This is a genomic window from Shewanella sp. TB7-MNA-CIBAN-0143, assembly GCF_040310065.1.
Lineage (GTDB): Bacteria > Pseudomonadota > Gammaproteobacteria > Enterobacterales > Shewanellaceae > Shewanella.
Map to the genome: position 1 here is coordinate 126,196 of NZ_JBEOPL010000002.1, position 21,091 is coordinate 147,286.

At 40.9% G+C, this 21,091-nt stretch carries 18 protein-coding genes; 8 read left to right on the forward strand and 10 right to left on the reverse strand.

Translation table 11 applies throughout. The annotated features are described in order from the left end of the window. Positions 1-328: 328 nt before the first annotated feature. Positions 329-1,933 (reverse strand): methyl-accepting chemotaxis protein, encoded by a 1,605-nt coding sequence (locus AAEY97_RS01965; RefSeq protein ID WP_350996171.1) that lies wholly within the window; start codon positions 1,931-1,933, stop codon positions 329-331. Between the two features lie 362 nt (positions 1,934-2,295). Between AAEY97_RS01965 and AAEY97_RS01970 the strand changes: the two genes are divergently transcribed. After that, positions 2,296-2,907 (forward strand): Yip1 family protein, encoded by a 612-nt coding sequence (locus AAEY97_RS01970; protein WP_350996174.1) that lies wholly within the window; start codon positions 2,296-2,298, stop codon positions 2,905-2,907. Between the two features lie 500 nt (positions 2,908-3,407). On the opposite strand, the gene AAEY97_RS01975 is transcribed toward AAEY97_RS01970, so the two are convergent. Then, the gene (locus AAEY97_RS01975; protein WP_350996405.1) at positions 3,408-3,629 is read right to left on the reverse strand and encodes a penicillin-binding protein; all 222 of its coding nucleotides are present in this window, start codon (positions 3,627-3,629) and stop codon (positions 3,408-3,410) included. Between the two features lie 544 nt (positions 3,630-4,173). Here AAEY97_RS01975 and AAEY97_RS01980 point away from each other — a divergent pair. The 5 genes from AAEY97_RS01980 to AAEY97_RS02000 all read left to right on the forward strand — a co-directional run bounded on the left by AAEY97_RS01980 (position 4,174) and on the right by AAEY97_RS02000 (position 10,004). Further along, a complete protein-coding gene (locus AAEY97_RS01980; RefSeq protein WP_350996177.1) occupies positions 4,174-5,778 on the forward strand; it encodes an alkaline phosphatase in 1,605 nt (534 codons plus the stop codon). A 19-nt stretch (positions 5,779-5,797) separates the two neighbouring features. Next, positions 5,798-7,717, forward strand: a complete 1,920-nt coding sequence (locus AAEY97_RS01985) for an alkaline phosphatase family protein (RefSeq protein ID WP_502959426.1) — start codon at positions 5,798-5,800, stop codon at positions 7,715-7,717. 127 nt (positions 7,718-7,844) lie between these two features. Then, positions 7,845-8,576, forward strand: coding sequence for a hypothetical protein (locus tag AAEY97_RS01990; RefSeq protein ID WP_335690480.1), 732 nt, complete (start codon positions 7,845-7,847; stop codon positions 8,574-8,576). A 506-nt stretch (positions 8,577-9,082) separates the two neighbouring features. After that, positions 9,083-9,532 carry an excinuclease gene (locus AAEY97_RS01995; protein ID WP_350996183.1) on the forward strand — a complete coding sequence of 150 codons (450 nt, stop codon included), beginning with the start codon at positions 9,083-9,085 and terminating at the stop codon, positions 9,530-9,532. A 148-nt stretch (positions 9,533-9,680) separates the two neighbouring features. After that, on the forward strand, positions 9,681-10,004 hold the full coding sequence (locus AAEY97_RS02000) for a YkgJ family cysteine cluster protein (RefSeq protein WP_101088210.1): 324 nt from the start codon (positions 9,681-9,683) through the stop codon (positions 10,002-10,004). A 93-nt stretch (positions 10,005-10,097) separates the two neighbouring features. Here the strand turns inward: AAEY97_RS02000 and AAEY97_RS02005 are convergent, their stop codons facing one another. Next, on the reverse strand, positions 10,098-10,574 hold the full coding sequence (locus AAEY97_RS02005) for a PA2404 family protein (protein WP_101087930.1): 477 nt from the start codon (positions 10,572-10,574) through the stop codon (positions 10,098-10,100). After that, a complete protein-coding gene (locus AAEY97_RS02010) occupies positions 10,574-11,746 on the reverse strand; it encodes a PepSY-associated TM helix domain-containing protein (protein WP_350996186.1) in 1,173 nt (390 codons plus the stop codon). The genes AAEY97_RS02005 and AAEY97_RS02010 overlap by 1 nt, the downstream gene beginning before the upstream one ends. 260 nt (positions 11,747-12,006) lie before the next feature. Between AAEY97_RS02010 and AAEY97_RS02015 the strand changes: the two genes are divergently transcribed. Further along, positions 12,007-14,112: a TonB-dependent siderophore receptor gene (locus AAEY97_RS02015; protein WP_350996189.1), complete on the forward strand. Its 2,106-nt coding sequence runs from the start codon at positions 12,007-12,009 to the stop codon at positions 14,110-14,112. Between the two features lie 535 nt (positions 14,113-14,647). Next, entirely contained in the window at positions 14,648-15,658 is a 1,011-nt protein-coding gene (locus AAEY97_RS02020; RefSeq protein WP_162022742.1) for a D-alanine--D-alanine ligase, read from the forward strand. Between the two features lie 80 nt (positions 15,659-15,738). Here AAEY97_RS02020 and AAEY97_RS02025 read toward each other — a convergent pair whose 3' ends face one another. The 6 genes from AAEY97_RS02025 to AAEY97_RS02050 form a co-directional block, all read right to left on the reverse strand. After that, entirely contained in the window at positions 15,739-16,338 is a 600-nt protein-coding gene (locus AAEY97_RS02025; protein ID WP_101087918.1) for a cytochrome c3 family protein, read from the reverse strand. A gap of 8 nt (positions 16,339-16,346) precedes the next feature. Beyond that, positions 16,347-16,817: a nitrate reductase cytochrome c-type subunit gene (locus AAEY97_RS02030; RefSeq protein WP_350996191.1), complete on the reverse strand. Its 471-nt coding sequence runs from the start codon at positions 16,815-16,817 to the stop codon at positions 16,347-16,349. A gap of 11 nt (positions 16,818-16,828) precedes the next feature. After that, positions 16,829-19,318 (reverse strand): nitrate reductase catalytic subunit NapA, encoded by a 2,490-nt coding sequence (gene napA / locus AAEY97_RS02035; protein WP_350996408.1) that lies wholly within the window; start codon positions 19,316-19,318, stop codon positions 16,829-16,831. A 2-nt stretch (positions 19,319-19,320) separates the two neighbouring features. Beyond that, the gene (locus AAEY97_RS02040) at positions 19,321-19,578 is read right to left on the reverse strand and encodes a chaperone NapD (RefSeq protein WP_011638005.1); all 258 of its coding nucleotides are present in this window, start codon (positions 19,576-19,578) and stop codon (positions 19,321-19,323) included. Between the two features lie 33 nt (positions 19,579-19,611). Beyond that, positions 19,612-19,770 carry a periplasmic nitrate reductase, NapE protein gene (locus AAEY97_RS02045; protein WP_011638006.1) on the reverse strand — a complete coding sequence of 53 codons (159 nt, stop codon included), beginning with the start codon at positions 19,768-19,770 and terminating at the stop codon, positions 19,612-19,614. A 391-nt stretch (positions 19,771-20,161) separates the two neighbouring features. Continuing rightward, positions 20,162-21,070 carry a class I SAM-dependent methyltransferase gene (locus tag AAEY97_RS02050; protein ID WP_350996193.1) on the reverse strand — a complete coding sequence of 303 codons (909 nt, stop codon included), beginning with the start codon at positions 21,068-21,070 and terminating at the stop codon, positions 20,162-20,164. Between the last annotated feature and the right edge of the window lie 21 nt (positions 21,071-21,091).

Sequence of the window (21,091 nt, forward strand, 5' to 3'; positions counted from 1 at the left end):
GAAATATTCTGTTGAAGCTGGTAATGCCTCGAAAACAACTCTAAATAATGAGCCAAACTCAGTGGTGATTTTTAGCCCGTTTTAAGCGGAAATATTAAGTCTATTGAGAATGTCTTGGCTACTTGAGCTTATCGCACCGCGTTTGTCCTCTCGAATGATACAACCCGTATCTTCTGCCAGTACACTTATCTTCTTTGTTGGCCATTGGGGCAAGCGGCTCATTCAAGAAACGCATAAGCCAACTCATTCCAAGCCCACTCATTAAAGTGGGCTTCTATTATAAGTCTTTTGAACAAATTATAGGCAACTAGAGCGAGTTGAGCTCAACTTATTCACTTAAAAAAGAAGCTAACTCATCAACATGAGATTGAGTTTCATTGATGAGTAGGCCAATTTGAACCGCGGCGTCATTTGACGTTTTCGCAAGATTACGAACTTCGTCCGCAACAACGGCAAATCCACGTCCGGCTTCACCCGCTCTTGCTGCTTCGATGGCTGCATTGAGGGCTAATAGGTTTGTTTGATCAGCGACCGCATTAATAGTCGTTACCGTATTTTGAATTTTACTCAACACAGTAGACATCGCATTGTGCGTTTCGGTCACTAACTTATTACGAGAAGAAACATTACTGCCAAAAACAATATACTTAGAAATATTTCCATTCAAATCCGTAATTGAAGAAATAACACAATCTAAAATCACTTCAGTGCCTTGATGAATCAGTTTCATCATGACTGCTGTCGGTTCGCCTCGTTGGATCATCTGCGTACGAGAATGGTCTAAGTGGTCTTTTAAATTTCCCACTACAGTTTGCATTTTTACATCGTCGTGTAAATTTAACTGCTTTTTAGTATAGTCATTAGCTGAAATAAACTGACCACTTTGGTTAAACTCTAACACAGCCGAATGACTGCTTATTGCATCTCTTTGATTAATCTGTTCTAACACAATACGTTTTATTTCACGCACATCAGAGCTCACACCAACAAAGCCTGTGTGCTCACCTTTTTCATTAAAAATCGGATTTACTGCCAATACAATCCAATATGGCACCCCATGTTTATCAAAATTCAATATCTCCTCATAGAAGGCTTGTTTTGCTTTGAGCTTTTGAGATATGCGCTTAATCGTCTCTTTGTCGGTTTGTTCACGTTGCAAAAGTATACCGGGCTTTTTTCCCTTAACCTCTGCAAGGGTCAAGCCTGACAGTTTTTCAAAACCCGGGTTTACATATTCGACTAAACCATATTTATCAGTGATCAATACACTAGTGCTAGTATTACTTACCACCTTTGATAACATTTCGAATTGCTTTATATGCTGGTTTTGCTCTTGATGGGATAATACATAGACTATGAGTTTTTGATTACCAGAATCAATTTTGTGGCGCGCCACACGAAAATAGACCTTATCTTGCTCAGATAAACAAAGTAGTTGATCTTTACTGTTAAGCCCGTTTTGTAACGTTTTCTGAAAATTTATATCTGCTTGATTTAAATAAATAAAATCAGTGTTTACGGGATCCAAATTAGCTGTTACTAACTTTTCATTGTTATCAAATACAACATAGGCCTTGCCACTAAAAGCTAATAACTCTTGCCACACACTTTCATTTAATAACGGTGTTAATACAGCATCAAACGTATAAAGTGAGCAAGACTCTAAGTTTTTATAAGTGAGTGAGATAACTTGCTGACTAACGTGTAAGTTTTCATCACAGCGAATAGTTTTGCTACTACTGTCATAACGAGTAAGTAACAAATTAAAGGTTTGATTATGACCAGCTTGTTTTAAGCGCTGGCTTAATTGGTTAAAAGCATCATTAACGGCAATAATATTCTGCTGAGCATCGACCACAACAGCAGCTGACTGATGCGTGGTAACTAGCTGCAATGCCAGCGCTTTCCTACTAATTTTTGAACTAAACCACATAATAGATCTCTAATAAAAAAGTAACAGCGTCAATACGTTAGTCGAGCGCTAATCGATCACTATTTAGGACTCAGTAATTGGGATCATCGCAATAACTGGTTTGGTCTTTAAATTATTAGATTAAATATATAACGGGTAATAAATATTACTCCGCGTTGAGAAAAGAAACCAAGCCAGCCATTTTTATGATAGTTGAGCAGTACACTCTTAACTGTAGTTGCCACTCACTACCGGATAACAAAATACCGCCGCACAAAGCAAATATCCGCTTACCTCCTATACTGATATCTAAGACACACAGTCGTGTGCCAGTAACCTTAGGTTTTATAAAAAACTGTCGCTTGAATAAGCGAGGAGGAAGCATGATTAATCACGTTTGGGGACTTGTACATCATCCTGATAAAGAATGGCGCGACATAAGTAATGAACATGAAACAGTCAGTCATTTGTACAAAAATCATGTACTGTGGTTGGCGGCGATTCCAGTGGTCAGTACCTTTATTGGTACCACACAATTTGGTTGGACTTTTGGTGGTGAAGACACAATCAAGGTCTCAATGGAGAGTGGTTTAGGCCTGGGGATTTTATTTTATGCGTTAATTTTAACGGCAGTGACAATAGTCGGTAGTTTGATCCATTGGTTGGCACGTAAATACCCTAACTGCCCAAGCAGAAATGAATGTATTGTCTTTGCTGGTTACATGGCTACACCGATGTTTTTAAGTGGCTTGTTTGCTATATACCCTATGATTTGGTTGTGCACACTCGCCTGTATTATAGGCATCTGTTATACCGGCTATTTACTCTATAGCGGTACACCAAGCTTTTTAGGCATCAGCAATCGACAGGGTTTTATTATATCAAGCACGACGCTAGCCATTGGTGTATTAGTTCTAGAGGTTTTACTGGCCGCCGTTGTGCTGCTGTGGAGTCTAGGTGCAGACAATACCATTATCTGGAACCTGTTCAGATAGGCCATATTTTTTGAGCCCATCGACGGAAAACGCCTTAACAATTTGACCAAAGATACGTGAGCCGTTCAGTATTAAGTCATCAGGAGATGCATTATCTTCTGATGACTAACCAAAGAAATGAACAGCTTTTTATTGAGATTAAGCAAACAAGATACCTGTATCGTAACGTCTGAATGCTAGGAGCAGTAAAGAACCAAAACCTATTAGCTAAAACTACCATCATACTATTGTCGCCACACCGCCTAAAAACCGTCAATAAGCCTTCATTTCAAATCCGCGAGTTTATCATTCCACAAAAAATGCATCTTACCTTGTGCAGAATCCAGCGAGCAATTTTTGGATAAAAACCAACCATGCACACCATTTTATAGCGAAAAACATCGTCAAATAATAAATGCGCTGTCGTTATCTGCCGACTTTAGGTGTTTAAACCTATGGCCTAGTGTTCTAAGGCTGAATGAACAAAATACTGATAATAATGATGATTTAATGGCACTCAATCAATAGGTTGAGTTGGGCGTACTCTCAGGGTTAACTTCACCATAAACTTCTTCAGGATCAACATCATTAATCAGTAATATTTCCCTAACGGTTTCAATGTGATCTAATATTTTTTGGTAGCTGTCACCATACTCATACTTAGTCACTTCAATTGATTTAGGCATGTAGGTAAACGCAATTTTCAATGCGTTTAATGCAGACTCACTCATTTTGTCACTCATTTTGTCACTCTTTACTTCACTCTTTACTTCACTATTTACTTCACTCATAACTTCCCTCATCTGATTACTTATAACTTCCCCCATACAAACAGTCCTTATCTAATTGTTGGAATTAATAACATCTTACTCAACTATTCTGCCATAAGGTAGAGTTGCGATTGATTGTGTCAATAAACACATAAGCAAGGTAGGAGTTCAACTATGCTCCCCTCTTTTATAGCTAATCAACTTAACCTCTTTCAACTCAGGTTACGATAGGTTTTATGCTCGCTTATTAATATATTAGCTAATTTAATCATGGTGTTGGGGGTTAATTGCATACAAAAACACTCAGAAGCATAGCGGCCAAGCAAACTTATTGTTCTGCAAAACACCAATACTATAGTCACCTTTAAATAACAATAAAATCAGCAGCTTGATTATATGCACATAAAACCTAAACGCTCTTGTAACCAAATTGTAACCGAAGTGTTACTTAACGTTCATTGTAAACCTCTATGTTATGGCCAGGTTCTCAAATAACTTAACTACAACATAGGGTAATATGAATATGCTCAAACAAGGCTTATCAGTGGTTATCGCTAGTATATTGTCATCGGCAACATACGCAGGTTCTGCAACCGCAGCGACAACGACTGACACACAACTCAATAATGCTTGGTATAAAGACGGCCAAGCAACCATCACTGAAAAATTACAACAATCAAGATCAACAAGAGCAAAAAATGTCATCTTGTTTGTTGGCGATGGTATGGGGATTTCTACACTTACCGCAGCTCGGATTTTAAAAGGGCAATTAGCCGGTAATTCTGGTGAAGAAGGTTATTTAAGCTTTGAAACATTTCCTTATTCAGCTTTAGTTAAAACCTACAATGTAGATGCACAAACACCAGATTCAGCAGGCACCATGACAGCCATGATGAGCGGCTTAAAATCAGACGCTGGTGTTCTGGGTGTTGATGAAGACGTCGTTCGTGGTACTTGTGCCTCAGTCAAAGGCAATGAAGTGGTCACGGCCTTGGAGTTAGCCGAAATAAAAGGCTTATCGACGGGTGTGTTATCGACCGCACGTATTACTCATGCTACGCCAGCCGCCACTTATGCAAAGTCAGCAGACCGTAACTGGGAAGATATCTCAGACATGGATATTGACAATAATGCTGAACGTGCAGATTGCGAAGATATCGCATCACAACTGGTTAAATTTGAAAAAAATCTAGAACAACGTTACACCGGAGTTGATGTAGACGGCATTGATGTTGTGATGGGCGGTGGTCGTCGTCATTTTTTACCTAAAGATGCCGCATTTAATAGTGTCGATGCCGTTAGCGCGATTGAAGGTGACCGTACCGATGGCCGCGATTTGACCGCAGAATGGAGTGCTATGTATCCAAATGGTCAATACGTTATTGACCAAACTGGATTTGATGCCATTGATACAGAATCCACTGAACGTGTTTTTGCTTTATTCAATGAGTCGCATATGCAATACGAAGCCGACCGAGCCAATGATATTGCAGGCGAACCCAGCCTGTCTCAAATGACAGAAAAAGCCATTAAAATACTTGATAACAATCCAAAAGGTTATTTCTTAACGGTTGAGTCTGGCCGAATTGACCATGGTCATCATGCTGGCAGTGCAAGCACAGCGCTTAATGATGCTATTGAGTTTTCCAATGCCGTTCAAGCGGCATTAGATGCAACAAATGATGAAGAAACGCTAATCATTGTCACTGCCGATCACAGCCATGTGTTTACGATTGCTGGCTACCCAAAACGTGGTAATCCTATTTTGGGTAAGGTGGTTGGTATTGGTGCGACTGAGCCTAGCGAAGATTCTGCTGGTAATCCTTACACCACTTTAGGTTATAGCAATGGACTTGGTTTCAGAGACTTAGGGGCTGAAACAGATGGCGACGCATCTTATGCTGCTGCAGCTGTCGCAGGCCGTCAAGACATCACCGCAATCGATACAACAACCTCTGGTTATCACCAAGAAGTGACGGTGCCATTAGATAGCGAAACTCACGCGGGAGAAGATGTGGCTATTCATACATCAGGCCCAGGTGCGCACTTAGTTCAAGGTACAGTTGAACAAAGCGTTGTATTCCATTTAATCAATCGTGCTCTTGGTTTAGTTGGTCAATAGACCCTATAAGGTTTTTATGATGAATAAATTTATATTATCAACATTAACAGTTTCTTTGGTTTTGGCATTATCAGCTTGTGGCGATAACGGTGACAATGGCACCGATGGAACTAACGGCATCAATGGATCTGATGGCTCAAATGGCACTAATGGTACTAACGGAACCAACGCATTAATTACCCAAACCCCCTTAGCGGTAGGTAATGCTAATTGTCTCAATGGTGGTGTGCAAATCGACTCGGGTATCGATGCAAATGCTGATACCGTTTTAGATGCGTCTGAAATAACATCAACTCAATATGTATGTTCGCCTGCTGCGACCACAGTAAACGATACCGAACTGCTAACCAGTTTAAATAACTCATGGTTTAAACAAGGCGCTGCCGAAATAGAAACGGCAGACGATGTTTGGAATAAAATTGATAGCCAATTAGCAAACAATGCCAACGTATCGATTGCAACTGCATCTACCGCAGCAGAAATAACCGCACTTAAAGGCTCAGCTAAAAATGTGATTTTATTTGTTGGTGACGGTATGGGTGTTTCAACGGTAACCGCAGCGCGTATTTTAGATGGTCAGAATAAAGGCATGATGGGTGAAGAAAACCAATTAAGCTTTGATAAGTTTCCATTTTCTGGTTTAGCAAAGACCTACAACGTTGATGCACAAACACCAGATTCTGCAGGAACAATGACAGCGATGATGTCGGGCGTTAAAACAGATGCTGGCGTATTAGGTGTTGACGAAGATGTGGTTCGTGGCAATTGTGCTAGCACTAAAGGCATTGAGATGATCACTGCCTTAGAATTAGCTGAGATTGCAGGTAAATCAACGGGTGTTATCTCAACCGCACGTATTACCCACGCGACACCTGCTGCAACTTATGCAAAGTCAGCAGATCGTAACTGGGAAGATATCTCAGATATGGATATTGCCAACAACCCTGAGCGCGCTAATTGTGAAGATATTGCATTACAGTTAGTCAATTTTGAAGCCAACTTAGAAGCTCGATATGCCGGTGTAGATGTTGATGGTATTGAAGTGGTTATGGGTGGTGGTCGCCGTCATTTTTTACCTAAAGATGTAGCATATAACAGCAATGACGCAGTCAGTACCATTGAAGGTGACCGTACTGATGGCCGTGACTTAACCGCCGAATGGCAAGCGAAGTATGCAACAAGTGCTTATGTATTTGACCAGGCTTCATTTAATGCTATTGACACTGAAACAACACCGCGGGTATTTGGTTTATTTAACGAATCGCACATGCAATACGAAGCTGACCGTAAAAATGATATTGCCGGTGAACCTAGCTTGTCAGAAATGACCGCCACTGCCATTAAGGTGCTTGATAATAACGACAAAGGTTTCTTCTTAACGGTTGAATCTGGTCGAATTGACCATGCTCACCATGCCGGCAATGCTTATAACGCGCTAAATGACGCTATTGAGTTTGCTAAGGCTGTGCAAGTCGCGGTTGATGCAACAAGCCAAGAAGACACCTTAATTATTGTTACTGCTGATCACAGCCATGTATTTACCATTGCAGGCTACCCAAAACGCGGTAACCCAATCTTAGGTAAAGTGGTTGGTATTGGTGCGACTGAGCCAAGTTTAGCCTCAGACGACATGCCTTATACCACAGTAGGTTATACCAACGGCCTTGGCTTTAGAGATTTAGGCACACAAACCGATGCTGATGCCAGTTATGCAGCTGCTGCAGTAACAGGCCGCGTTGACTTAACCGATATTGATACATCAACTGCAGGGTTCCACCAAGAGTCGCTAGTACCACTCGATAGTGAAACACATGCGGGTGAAGACGTTGGTGTTTTTGCTGTAGGACCTGGCGCTCACTTAATTACAGGAACTAACGAGCAAAGCTTAATATTCCATGTGATGGATTACGCTGGCAATCTTTCTGGTACCCCTCAGTAAGGTCAGCTAAATAACCTGAACGTGAGATAAATAAGTAAAAAGTCATCAATAAAGAATAGGGGCTTGCCCCTATTCTTTAACTTTTAGCTTGCGCCTTGATACTTGACCTGCCAATAAGACAAAACACATGAAAACTCTATTGTTACTAACCGCTATCACTTTCCCGTTATTTGCATCAGCAAGTGACACTTGCCAATCAACTGCCTTCATGGCGACCTATAACATTGAACAAACGACTCACGATGCAGCATCAAACAAACAAAACCAACTGGTATTATTAAGAGCCCAAAATTCTGTATTTCACATCAACAATCAACAAGTCGCAACACAATGGACCACACTGCCACATAATCACATGAAAAAAACCTCATACTTCATCGATGACAAACGCGCCATTGAATATGAAGCAACCAAAACGATATCTAATCAAGCATGGCAATATCATGCACAATTACTCCACCCATTATTTCAAAAGCAGTCAACACTCATTGAAACTACTGGACAAGGTTGCGATAAACTAGAACATTATCAACAACAAACAAATACAAAAACGGTTGATATATGGTGGTTTCCAGCAAAAAAACTAGTACAACGCATTAGTACTGCATTGTCAGATAAAGGTGAATCTGCAGATAAAGCCGTAAATTGGCAATTAACTGAGGTGACTTACGACAACAAAATGATTCAACAACAGCTAGATACATTCTCTGCGTACCAATCTACTGACTTTGCTGATATTGGCGATAATGAATCTGACCCGTTTTTTAGAAAAATGATCAACTTAGGTTTTATTGAACACAGCGCTTCAGGATTTTATGACAGCGAAGGAAATTCATTATCGTCAGCACATCAGCATTAACATTGGCCATCGTACTGATGAACTTATGGGCTTCATTTATCTCCGATCTCCCCCGCTTCTATATAAGATAAACAAAGCAATAGCCATGTTATTTTGTCTCGCCATCACAGGGAAGTGAAGCGTTACCCTTAATGAAGCTGATTAAGCGTGAGCCATGGCAAAGTGATGAGCTAAGGCTTACTCACTCACATGTTGACCACATTTTCTAGAAGTTGCGATGTTAATGAACAAGCAAATATGACCCCATCACTGTTTGTGTTTGTGTTTGTGTTTGTGTTTGTGTTTGTGCAATGTTTATCACTGCATAGACATTGTTTTACCCCAAATATATCAACACACTTGATTGCATCTGCTAATACCTTATGGTTTCTACCCAACTTTATCACCTGCCGAAAAATTGAATATTTCTCATTGATAGGTGTAAAATCAGTGAGTTAATGTTATTTTGCTTCGCACAAAGGATTTTCACCGTAAAAGCCAAACCAATTAAAAGGATGTTTCTTAGTATGAAAAACAATAGTACGAAAAACAAAATCATCGCGTTATCTCTGGCACTCGCTATTGCCCCTTCTGTTTCTTATGCCCGCGACGATGTCGGCAGTTATTCGGTAGCAGATGCGCTGAGTACAGAACACGCAAAAAATAAACTTGGCAGCAATGTAACCTTTTATTTTGGTGATCAAGCTTATTCTGAGCCAGTAAAAATTATCGGTGAATTCAGTGCTAATAAAAAGACTAATGCTTTTAATAAATCTGATATCGAAGCTTGCCATTGGGTATTTCTATCGGCAATGATCGCGCTAAAAGAGCGAGCGATTAAAGAAGGCGGTAATGCTGTTGTTGAAATCAAATCAAATTATAAAAACAATCTTACTAGTAGCAATGACACTTTCCAGTGCGGTGCTGGCAATATTGTTGCAGGCGTTGCACTAACTGGTAAAGTGGTTACGTTATAATTTTCAATAGCCAAGCGCTCATTGAGTTAGCTTGGCAAGTCCAATCTCATGAATATTTGTGCTTTGATAACGTCAACACCGCTAAATTACGGTATCCTTAGCCCAAATGTTCAACTGCAGCCCTTAAATGCCCACCAATATCATTACCATGTTCCCTGAGTCGTCCGATAAATCATCGACTCCCGCAACAATAAACTCTGTAGAGCAACCGGCTGTGACCTGTTCAAATTGCCAAGCCTGTTGTTGCCGTTTAGAAGTGATGTTAATAACCGAAACCGGTGTGCCTAAAGTGTATATAGCCAAAGATAATTGGGGCGGAGAAGTTATGCGCCGACTTGATGATGGTTGGTGTGCAGCACTAGACCGAGACACTATGATGTGTTCGATTTACGAAGTTCGGCCACTGATTTGCCGTGAATTTGAAATGGCTGAATACGAATGTGTTTCTGAACGCGAAGCCTTTGGTATTTAACCGCCTAAGAATACGATGTTAAATGCAATGCAATTACATTTAACATCGACAAACTGCTCGATAAAACCAAGCTGCCCCAAAGACTACAATCGTTTAGTTTGATGACTGATAAAATGCATCAGGTAACTTCCAGCTAATGACTTGCTGTTGCCCCTGCCAATTTTCAATGGTTAACCAAGCCTTGTGTTCTGCTGTTAATACTTCTGGCGCAATAGCATGAACTTCTTGTCCATGCTGACTGCCATGCAAGATACCTGCATCGCCCATTTGCAGTGTTTCTAATGGTAAGGGCTCTGTGCCAATGTTTAAATATGCTTGACGGATTTTGTTTACCTGCCCCTGACTAAACAATAATAAAAAATCTTTAGTGTAGGTACCATCGTGAAGATATGGCGGATCAAGATTATACGGCATAGGTGTTATTTCAAAAGCGCCAACCGCTTGAGTTTCCCATGCATCAGGGAATTGCGGGAATAGAGACTGATATAGAAAATAACAAACTAGCACTAGCATTAAGCCATTTATTTTATACTTGTAACGATTCCATATGGTGTTTTTAATGCGGGCCATTAGTTACCTTCCTGCTCGACTAGCTGTGAGTTATGCATTGCCAACGGATCATCTAGGTCGGTTCTGGCGGCTTTTACGGTTCGACTTCCCCACATTAAAAATCCTGTGATAGACATCCCCGTTAGAAAAATGCCGAAGATAAACCAAATCACTTTTGTCCACAGCCCGCCTATTGTGCCGTAATGCAGTGGATCAGCAATATGCGAAAGCGTTTGTAAGGTGGTCATTGCCGCTGGCGATCTTTCACTTTCAATGGTGCCGCTCCATGGATTCACTGTCACGCCATAAGCGTACTGGTCATAGAAAATATGATCTCCCTGGCCATACACCTTGTAAGTATCTCGTTGGTGCTCAGGAAGCATAATGTAGGTACTTTTAAAGCCTGGGAATTTTTGCTCGGCCACTTGCAGCGCATTAGATAATGTATACGGTCTAATAGGAGCATCATTTGCTGATGTAGGCACTTGGCTTGCCTCAATTAAAGGTGCATGTGGCTCCAAATCTATGTGGTTGTGCCACAAAATCGCTTGGGTTAAATACCATAAACCGGTAATGCTCATCAGCATTAAAAACCACATTGACCACACACCTGCCAATCGATGTAGATCTGCAAGCAACGTTTTTTTACCTTGATTGATACGTAATTTAGGCTGGATAAATGAACGCCAAAACTTTTTATAAATCACCAGTCCAGATATCAACGCCCCCAACATAACGATGGCCATAAAACAGACAATGTAATAGCCGACACTGTAATTAACATGCCATGGAAACAGTAACCAACCGTGTAAGGAGCGCATAAAATTACTGAAGGTCATGCCAAGATTAATTGCTTGTATTTGGCCGGTGTATTGATTGACATAAGCAATGGCAAAAGGCGCATCGCTATCGTTAAAAATAACCGCATTAACCAGATAAGATTCAAAGCTCATCACTGTGGTGATGTTAGCTGTTGGGTGCGCTTGTTGCACAATTTCAACGAGTTCTGACATCGGTTTTTCTGCCAGATTTTGCGGGTTACTTGCACGAGCGTCAGGATTAGTGAGCCAGGTTAATTCATGGCTTATCACTGAAATTGTCCCCGTTAGGCACACAAAACAAAAAATTATCCATACGGGTAATGAAAACCAGCCATGAAGCTTAAACCAAAATCGATTACTACGTTTTGCCATCTGATGTCCAAATTTGTCCGCTGTCTTTATAGATATTAATTTTCCACACATGCTAATACGATTGATAACCAATCTCAACAACTATTGAGTGATAATTATTATCAATTGTAAATTTTGCGTTAATGCTCACATTTCAATCAATCCAGCCTCAACCGCGGTTGCTAATGATAATCATTAGCAATAACATTAGCGTCTGATAAGCGCTATGGTTCGCCGTTAATAATATTCATCATTAGAAAAAGACACAGATAAGGCACAACATGAAACCTAAACATACCTTTGCACTTTCATCATTAGTTTTGGCAATGGGCTTTCTAGTACAGCCCATTGCCCTTGCAGCAGAACAACAACAAAATGCTGACAACAATGATCAAAACATAGAAAAAATTCAAATCTTGGGTGTTCGTTATAAACGCGTTAGCCAAGGCGCGACTGGGTTAACTATGGAGATTGATGAGACACCGCAGTCAATCAGTGTGGTTACCAACGAGCAGATAACTAATTTTGGGGCCAATAATCTTAACGACGTACTTCGTCTTGCGACGGGTATTAATGTTGAAGAATGGGAAACAAACCGCACACAATATACTTCTCGCGGCTTTGAAATTAAAAGTACCCAAATTGATGGCGTCGGTTTGCCCAATGACTGGGGGATCGTCACTGGTGCAATGGAAGCTTATGGTTATGAAAAAATTGAAGTTATTCGTGGAGCTAACGGGCTACTAACCGGAATAGGTAATTCTGCTGGTACCATTAATTATGTGCGTAAACGCCCGACTAACGAAAATGAAGGTGAAGTAGGCATCTCATATGGCTCAGATGACTTTAAGCGCGTACAAGCTGATTACTCTGCCCTGTTAACAGAAAGCGGTAGTTGGGCTGGTAGAGTTGTTGCGGTAGTAGAAGACAAAGGATCATACTTAGATGGCCTAGAAAACGATCGTGGTTATATTTACGCTGTCGTTGATGGCCAATTAACAGATAACTCAACGCTAACATTAGGGTTTTCATACCAAGATGCCAACACAGACGGTAATACCTGGGGCGGATTAGTATTTAACTATACTGACGGCACCCAAGCAGAATGGGATACCAGCGCTAGCACCACACAAGAGTGGACTATGTGGGACACCATCAATACAACCGCATTTGTTGAGTATACTTACATAATGCCTAACGATTGGGACCTTAAAGTTGCCTATAATCATCAAGGATTAGAAGATGAAAGTAAGTTATTTTATGCTTCTGGAACCATTGATAAGGACACAGGCTTAGGATTAAATGGTTGGCCTGGTCGTTACGACACTGAGTTTTCAGCCGATATTTTGGACATCACCACAATTGGTCATTATGGCTTATTTGGTCAAGATCACGAACTGACCTTAGGGTTAAGCAGTTCTCAAAGTAAAAAATACATGTACCAACACCCATTTGATTTTGCAGCGACTCCTGCATATGGTCCCACGCCTGCTTTTCCTTACGATCTCGATGCGATCCCTGAGCCTGAATGGGGCGATAAAGTGGAGTACTCTGACATCGATGTAAGCTTACTTCGCGCCTATGGTTCGACTAAGTTCAATATTAATGACAGCCTATTCGTAGTTGCAGGCTTTAATGCGATTAAATATACCCGCGAAGGTATTAATAGCGGCGTTGATATCGACAACGACGAAAGCGAGTTTAGCCCTTATGCTGGTGTGGTTTACAGCATCACAGAGGATATCAACACTTACTTTAGTTATTCAGACATTTACCAACCGCAAGAGCAGTATGATTACGATGGGTATTTTTTAGACCCCACTAAAGGCGTCAATTACGAACTTGGGCTTAAAACCCTATGGCTTGATAATGATTTAATGGCTACCTTTGCACTATTTAGTGCTGAGCAAAATAACCTCGCTAGCTACGCCGGCCTTAATGCCAACGGAAATTACTATTATAAAGGTGCCAATGTCGAGTCGAAAGGCTTTGAAGTTGAAGTCACTGGACACATAACAGACAACCTCAATGCAGTATTAGCTTATACGCTGCTTGATGTAGAAGATGAAGATGGCGCTGAGGCAAATGAATGGGCAGCCCGAAACGTTGTTAACTTTTCGATGGATTATACCATCCCACAATTGCCAGAAGTAAGCGTTGGATTGGGCGGCAGATGGCAATCTGAAACCAAAAATGTTGATTCTAATGTAGAACAGGATGCCTATTTAGTCGTTAACGCTTTCGCAAGTTGGAATATTTCTGAAGACCTAAATCTGAGAGCTAACATTAATAACCTCACCGATGAAAAATACATTAACAGCTTGGCCACTATCGGTTATTACGGCGCGCCTGTGAATGGTTCGGTGAACTTAACTTATCGCTTCTAGGTAAGATTAAAATATTACACCGCAGAGACTAAGATTGAAGCAATAAGCTTAAGTATTCTACTGTCATACGTTTGTTAGTACATCAATATAATCAATGTAGTTGACCACGATAGCAGACATTATATTGATTGATTAAAAACCTCTTTTTTATGAAAATAAAAAGAGGTTTTTCTTTTTTACGGCTGATGCAGAAAAGATAACGCTGAGATTGTCGACAACAAAACGACAGTGTATGACGCCACCCAGCATATTATGGCCACTTAGAACGGATGTGACTAACCAAGACGGATGCCACTAACGCTTATGACATTGTCAATTAATACAATCGCTTCGTGAGGTAATGGAGATGTGATAGCTGTTTATTATCTCGTTGAGGTTATTTAATCGCATTAACATCGGAAATAGACATAAATAGCTGAAATATTATTAACTCTTACTTGCACTGTATGGCTGTGGGTCTTTATCATAAGCATTACTTATTTAGGGCTAATCTAATTCAAATTTAGCCCATTTTTTGGGTCTTTCAGGAGCAACCATGCCAAAGATTAATCTGCTGTTATTGTGCGGCGGTGGCGGTGCAGAACACGATATTTCGTTAATGTCTGCACGTTTTTTTGAGTCATCACTGGCAAAGTCAGATAAATTTTCGGTACTTAAGTTAGTACTCGATAAACACGGTCATTATCACACTGAAGACGGTAAATTATGCGACCTGACTAATCGTCGTGAAATTCGTTTTGAAGATAACAATACGCCAGCATGGTCAGTTGATTATGTGATCCCGTGTATTCATGGATTTCCGGGTGAAACCGGTGATATTCAATCGTACTTTAACTTAATCCAACTGCCCTACTTTGGTTGTGAATCTGAAGCCTCAAGCAATTGCTTTAATAAAATCACCGCTAAAATGTGGTTTTCAGCTTTAGGCGTACCAAACACGCCTTACATCTTTTTGCACCAACTAGATGATGATGCAATCAAGCAAACTGAAACGGCATTTGATCATTGGGGATCTGTTTTTGTAAAAGCGGCATCACAAGGATCGTCTGTGGGATGCTATAAAGTCGATGTTAAAGCCAATATCGCTAACGTACTTAAAGATGCGTTTAGTTATGCCCCATATGTGGTTGTTGAGCAAACCATCCATGCGCGTGAATTAGAAGTCGCCGTATACCAATACCAAGGTGAAGTGGTAGCTACCTTACCGGGCGAGATTATTTGCGACAGCAATACCTTTTATTCATTTGATGAAAAGTACGCTAAAAATAGTAAGGCCCGTACCGACGTTGTTGCTGATAACCTCAGCCCTGAGATCAGTCAGCTGATCCGGGATTACGCAATAAAAGCCTTTAAAGGGATGAAATTACGTCACTTGTCGCGCATTGATTTCTTTTTAACTGATGATAATCAAATCCTCTTGAATGAAATCAATACCTTCCCAGGGTTAACGCCTATTTCAATGTTTCCGAAAATGTTGCAAAACCATGGCCATGATTTCACTAAATATTTAATTGATGTGATTGGGCAACAGGTTGATTTAACATAAACAACTTTAGTTCGAAATGCATAAAACAAAAGGCCAGCAAATTTGCTGGCCTTTTCTATACACTTACAATATTAACCGGTTTAGAACCCTTCTACACCCGCCATATCAGGTAATTGGTGTGCAATACCTTTATGACAATCGATACAGGTTTTTTCGCCGCTAGCCAGTGATGTTGAATGCATTTGTGATGCACGCTTAGACTGACGAGTGAAATCCATATAGTCGAAGTTATGACAGTTACGGCACTCTAACGAATCGTTAGCTTTGAGGCGTTCCCATTCATGTTCCGCCAGCTCGCGACGTTTACCTTCAAACTTTTCTCGCGTGCTAATAGTACCGAATATTTTGCCCCACACTTCTTTAGAAGCTTGCATTTTACGAGCAATTTTATCGGTCCAGTTATGTGGCACATGACAATCAGGACAGGTTGCACGCACACCACTTCGGTTAGTGAAGTGAATAGTCGTTTGCAGTTCCTGATAAACATTGTTTTCCATTTCATGGCAACCAATACAGAATTGCTCGCGGTTAGTCAGTTCCAAGGCGGTGTTAAATCCGCCCCAGAAAATCACCCCAGCGATAAATCCACCAATGGTTAAGAAGCCAAGACTGTAATGGACACTCGGACGACACAGCACTTTCCACACTATTTTTAGTTGCTCAAACAATTTTGCAATCATAGTGACTCCTAGCGCTTAACTGGGGCTTTCGCCTTCATTAAGTGATCAATATCGACAAAGTCATTTTCAACTAATAACTTGGCATCTAACTGCGGTGCATGGCACTGAGTACAAAAATAACGACGTGGTGATAAATCAGCCAAAAAATTATTATCACGGTCCATATAGTGAGTCACGCTCACCATTGGAGCCTGTGAATGACCAGTACTAGTACGGGCATGACACTGAATACACTTGTTCACTTTAAGATCGATTTGATAACCATCAATCTTGTGCGGGATCACCGGTGGCTGCATTGGGTAATTACGTACCTGCTTAACATCGGTATTGATCACCGCTTGCATCGCAGGCGGTGTCGGTTCTACATTAATTGGCGCTAAACGTAATGTGTCGATTTTGTCTTCAGGTATGCTGGTAGCCATTACACTTACAGAGAAACCTAATAACGCGATAATCGATAATAATTTACCTGTTTTCATGGTCTGTCTCCTTAAGCCTTAACAATCTTTACAGCACATTTTTTATAGTCAGTTTGTTTTGACAAAGGATCTGTCGCATCTAACGTCACTTTATTAATGAGCTGGCTGGCATCAAACCAAGGCACAAACACTAAGCCAACAGGCGGCTTATTACGTCCTCGTGTTTCAACACGGGTTTTAATTTCACCACGACGAGAAACAATTCTAATTTCATCACCACGACGTAAACCGCGCTTTTTAGCATCTTCAGGATGCATAAAACACACTGCATCAGGGAAGGCTTTATAAAGTTCAGGTACACGTTGTGTCATTGAACCAGAATGCCAATGTTCAAGCACACGACCCGTTGATAGCCAAATATCGAACTCTTCATCTGGTGACTCTGCAGCAGGCTCGTAAGGCAATGCGAAAATAACTGCACGGCCATCTGGCTTACCGTAAAACTCAAATTCTGTACCCGCTTTAACGTAGGGGTCTGACCCTTCACGGAAACGCCATTTGGTTTCTTTGCCATTAACCACCGGCCAACGTAAACCGTGCTCTTTGTGGTATACATCAAAGTCAGCTAAATCATGACCATGACCACGTCCAAAGGTGGCATATTCTTCAAATAAACCTTTTTGAACGTAAAAACCAAAATGCTTAGCTTCATCATTTAAGTATTTTTGATCAGCATCTGCCAATGGAAATTTATCAACATTGCCATTGAGATAAAGCACTTCATATAAGGTTTTACCTTTAAACGAAGGGTTAGCAGCTAACACTTCTGCAGGCCAAACTTCGTCAGTAGTGAAACGCTTAGAGAATTCCATTAACTGCCATAAATCAGACTGTGACTCGCCTGGTGCTTTGACCATTTGATGCCAAAATTGAGTACGACGTTCAGCATTACCGTAGGCACCTTCTTTTTCGACCCACATTGCTGTTGGTAAAATTAAATCGGCGGCTTGGGTGGTAACAGTTGGATATGCATCAGACACTACGATGAAGTTTTCAGGATTACGGTAGCCCGGTAAACCTTCTTCGTTAATATTGGCGCCTGCTTGGATATTGTTGTTCACTTGTACCCAGTAACAGTTTAAATCGCCATCTTTTAAGCGACGGTTTTGCTCTACTGCATGGTAACCAGGTTTTGGTGGAATAATACCACTCGGAATATGCCAAATCTCTTCGGCGCGCTTTCTGTGTTCAGGATTAGTCACTACCATGTCCGCAGGTAAACGATGTGAGAATGTACCCACTTCACGTGCTGTGCCACAAGCAGACGGTTGACCAGTTAATGAGAATGGGCTGTTACCTGGAGTAGAGATTTTACCGACTAACAAGTGAATGTTATATATCAGGTTATTACACCACACACCACGAGTATGTTGGTTAAAGCCCATGGTCCAGAATGAAGTCACTTTACGATCTGGATCTGCATAAAGCTCTGCCAACTCAATAAGCTTATGTTCTGGTACACCAGACAACTTACTGACAGATTCAACATCATAGTCAGCCACAAATTTTGCAAATTCGTCAAAATCAATCGGGGTAGAGTCACCTGCAGTGGCGACGTTTTTGGCTTTCATTTCTAATGGATGCGTTGGACGTAAACCATAACCAATATCTGTGGTTCCCTTGAGGAAATTAACATGCTTTTTGATGAAATCTTTATTCACTTTGCCATTTTGGATAATGTAATTGGCAATAAAGTTAAGCATCGCTAAATCGGTTTGTGGCGTGAATACAATGGGCAAATCAGCAAGGTCGAATGAACGATGTTCAAAGGTAGACAACACGGCGACTTTAACGTGTGGCGCGCTTAAACGGCGATCGGTTACACGAGTCCACAAAATAGGGTGCATTTCTGCCATGTTTGAGCCCCAAAGCACAAACGCGTCAGCCGCTTCCATATCGTCATAACAACCCATTGGCTCATCAATGCCGAAGGTACGCATAAAGCCACCTACCGCAGATGCCATACAATGACGAGCGTTTGGATCGATGTTATTTGAACCAAAGCCAGCTTTCATTAACTTAACCGCTGCATAACCTTCCCATACGGTCCACTGACCAGAACCAAACATACCGACGGCTGTTGGACCTTTGGCTTTAATGGTCGCTTTCCAACGCTCCGCCATAGTGTCGAACGCTTTTTCCCATGTAATAGGAGTGAATTCGCCATGCTTGTCATATTTACCATCAGTCATACGCAACATTGGCGTTTGCAGACGATCACGACCGTACATAATTTTAGAAAGGAAATAGCCTTTAATGCAGTTTAAGCCACGGTTAACTTCACTGTTGGCATCACCATGAGTCGCAACAACTTTACCGTCACGGGTGGCTACCATCACTGAACAACCTGTTCCGCAAAAACGACAAGGTGCTTTGTTCCATTCTAATTTGGTTTGTTCTGAGCTAGTGATCAGGTTGCTTGCACTTGTAGGTAGTGCTAATCCTGCAACACTTGCCGCTGCGATAGCGGCATTGGCCTTCATAAAATCGCGTCTATTCATTTTCATACTTCACCCTCTTCAAGCTCTTCACTTTGGTGATACACCATGGTGGCAGTCAACACACCCGGAATGGCATTAATAGTTGATATATCATCCATCAACGATCGTTGGCTCGGACCTTCAACGACAACAACTAACTTAACGTCATTATTAGCTGACAACTCAGCATTTTTGATGGCCATAATTTTTTGTCTTACTTCAGCCATTTGCTCAGGGTGTACTTGGACAATTAGGCTGGTTACGTGAAGTTCATTGCTCATACATCGTTCTCACATTGTTTATTATTTTTAGGATTAGCCCGCGCCTGGAGGCCCAGTTAAAATTTGGCTAAACCAGATAGTAAAACCTAGTGCGCTAACCAGTAATACAGATAAAATTGGGGCTAGAAAGACGGTCAAAAAAATAAAAATCTTTAGCTCTAAACCCTTTTTGCTTTCGGTTTCATTACTCATGGACCCTCCAAGAGTGGGGATAAAAACAATAAATCATCATCGCTTTATTGCTTCTTTATTACGACTCGGTGAATTTTATCGTTAATGCAGTAACAATCTATATACTCACAAATTGGTAAAACAAGGTTAATATGATCTAGATCATCAATTTTAATAAATCATTAGCTAGATCAGGGTTATCGGTCATAAATACCGATTAAAAGAAGGATTATTTAACGATTTTTTGAACAGGTATTTCCTTGGTGAGCATTAAGTATAAGCCACTAAAAACAACTTGCGCGGCTAAGATGTCATTAAGGGGTTAATCGTGAGGTATGTCTTGGCATTTTTTACAGGCATAAAAAAACCGACAGCCACATGACTGTCGGTTTATTTGTAACGCATTAATAAATTAGCTCATGCAGTAACGTAATACTTTTAATGATTTCTGTTCATCTATATCGGCAAAAACGGACGGATTAGCAATTCGCTCAACATAAGTTAATTGTGGCGCAGTATTAGCCACTTGTTGCATCAAAAAATCACAACCAAGCTCTGGGGCATTTAAGCACAGCAACACTTCACCTTGTGGTGCAAGTAAGTCAGGCAGACGTTTCAATAAGCGCTCATAATCTTTAGTGGCCACAAAACTGCCACGTTGATTACTCGGTGGATCGGCCACAATCAAATCATACGGTCCAAGCTTGGTTAATTTACCCCATGATTTAAAAATATCGTGGCCTAAATAACGCGCTCCTGCGGGTAAGTCATTTAATACATGGTTTTGCTTACCAATGCTTAACGCACCTTTACTCATGTCCATATTGACCACTTCATCTGCGCCGCCTTGCAAAGCCACTACCGAAAAGCCGCAAGTATAAGCAAATAAATTAAGTACCTTTTTATGTTTTGCGTGTTGTTTCACCCATGCTCGGCCGTTGGCCATATCTAAGAATAAACCGTGGTTTTGTCCGCGTAATAAATGAACTAAAAAACGTGCGCCATTTTCAGTTACTATATGCTGTTCTGGTACTTCGCCATGCAATAACTCACTGAATGTTTGGCCACCTTGACGATATTGGTAAACCAAATTAAGTGTTTCAGTTGGTCGTTGTTGCTGCCAAAGTACCTTTACTGCAATCACTAATTCATTGAGTTGCTCGGTTTCGAGCATCTTAAAACTGGTGAGCAATAATACTGGTTTATACCAATCTAAACACAGGTGTTCATCGCCAGCGAATAAGCCGCCGCGGCCATGAAATAAACGGCAAACATCATCACCGAACGTCAAATTTGGAACTATTTGTAAAAAACCTTTCATACACTCTCTTAACTCAATAAA

Bases quoted from the DNA above. Each gene is read 5' to 3' on its own strand.
- AAEY97_RS01965 (WP_350996171.1), bottom strand. From the start codon at position 1,933: ATGTGGTTTAGTTCAAAAATTAGTAGGAAAGCGCTGGCATTGCAGCTA.
- AAEY97_RS01970 (WP_350996174.1), top strand. From the start codon at position 2,296: ATGATTAATCACGTTTGGGGACTTGTACATCATCCTGATAAAGAATGG.
- AAEY97_RS01975 (WP_350996405.1), bottom strand. From the start codon at position 3,629: ATGAGTGACAAAATGAGTGAGTCTGCATTAAACGCATTGAAAATTGCG.
- AAEY97_RS01980 (WP_350996177.1), top strand. From the start codon at position 4,174: ATGAATATGCTCAAACAAGGCTTATCAGTGGTTATCGCTAGTATATTG.
- AAEY97_RS01985 (WP_502959426.1), top strand. From the start codon at position 5,798: ATGAATAAATTTATATTATCAACATTAACAGTTTCTTTGGTTTTGGCA.
- AAEY97_RS01990 (WP_335690480.1), top strand. From the start codon at position 7,845: ATGAAAACTCTATTGTTACTAACCGCTATCACTTTCCCGTTATTTGCA.
- AAEY97_RS01995 (WP_350996183.1), top strand. From the start codon at position 9,083: ATGAAAAACAATAGTACGAAAAACAAAATCATCGCGTTATCTCTGGCA.
- AAEY97_RS02000 (WP_101088210.1), top strand. From the start codon at position 9,681: ATGTTCCCTGAGTCGTCCGATAAATCATCGACTCCCGCAACAATAAAC.
- AAEY97_RS02005 (WP_101087930.1), bottom strand. From the start codon at position 10,574: ATGGCCCGCATTAAAAACACCATATGGAATCGTTACAAGTATAAAATA.
- AAEY97_RS02010 (WP_350996186.1), bottom strand. From the start codon at position 11,746: ATGGCAAAACGTAGTAATCGATTTTGGTTTAAGCTTCATGGCTGGTTT.
- AAEY97_RS02015 (WP_350996189.1), top strand. From the start codon at position 12,007: ATGAAACCTAAACATACCTTTGCACTTTCATCATTAGTTTTGGCAATG.
- AAEY97_RS02020 (WP_162022742.1), top strand. From the start codon at position 14,648: ATGCCAAAGATTAATCTGCTGTTATTGTGCGGCGGTGGCGGTGCAGAA.
- AAEY97_RS02025 (WP_101087918.1), bottom strand. From the start codon at position 16,338: ATGATTGCAAAATTGTTTGAGCAACTAAAAATAGTGTGGAAAGTGCTG.
- AAEY97_RS02030 (WP_350996191.1), bottom strand. From the start codon at position 16,817: ATGAAAACAGGTAAATTATTATCGATTATCGCGTTATTAGGTTTCTCT.
- napA (WP_350996408.1), bottom strand. From the start codon at position 19,318: ATGAATAGACGCGATTTTATGAAGGCCAATGCCGCTATCGCAGCGGCA.
- AAEY97_RS02040 (WP_011638005.1), bottom strand. From the start codon at position 19,578: ATGAGCAATGAACTTCACGTAACCAGCCTAATTGTCCAAGTACACCCT.
- AAEY97_RS02045 (WP_011638006.1), bottom strand. From the start codon at position 19,770: ATGAGTAATGAAACCGAAAGCAAAAAGGGTTTAGAGCTAAAGATTTTT.
- AAEY97_RS02050 (WP_350996193.1), bottom strand. From the start codon at position 21,070: ATGAAAGGTTTTTTACAAATAGTTCCAAATTTGACGTTCGGTGATGAT.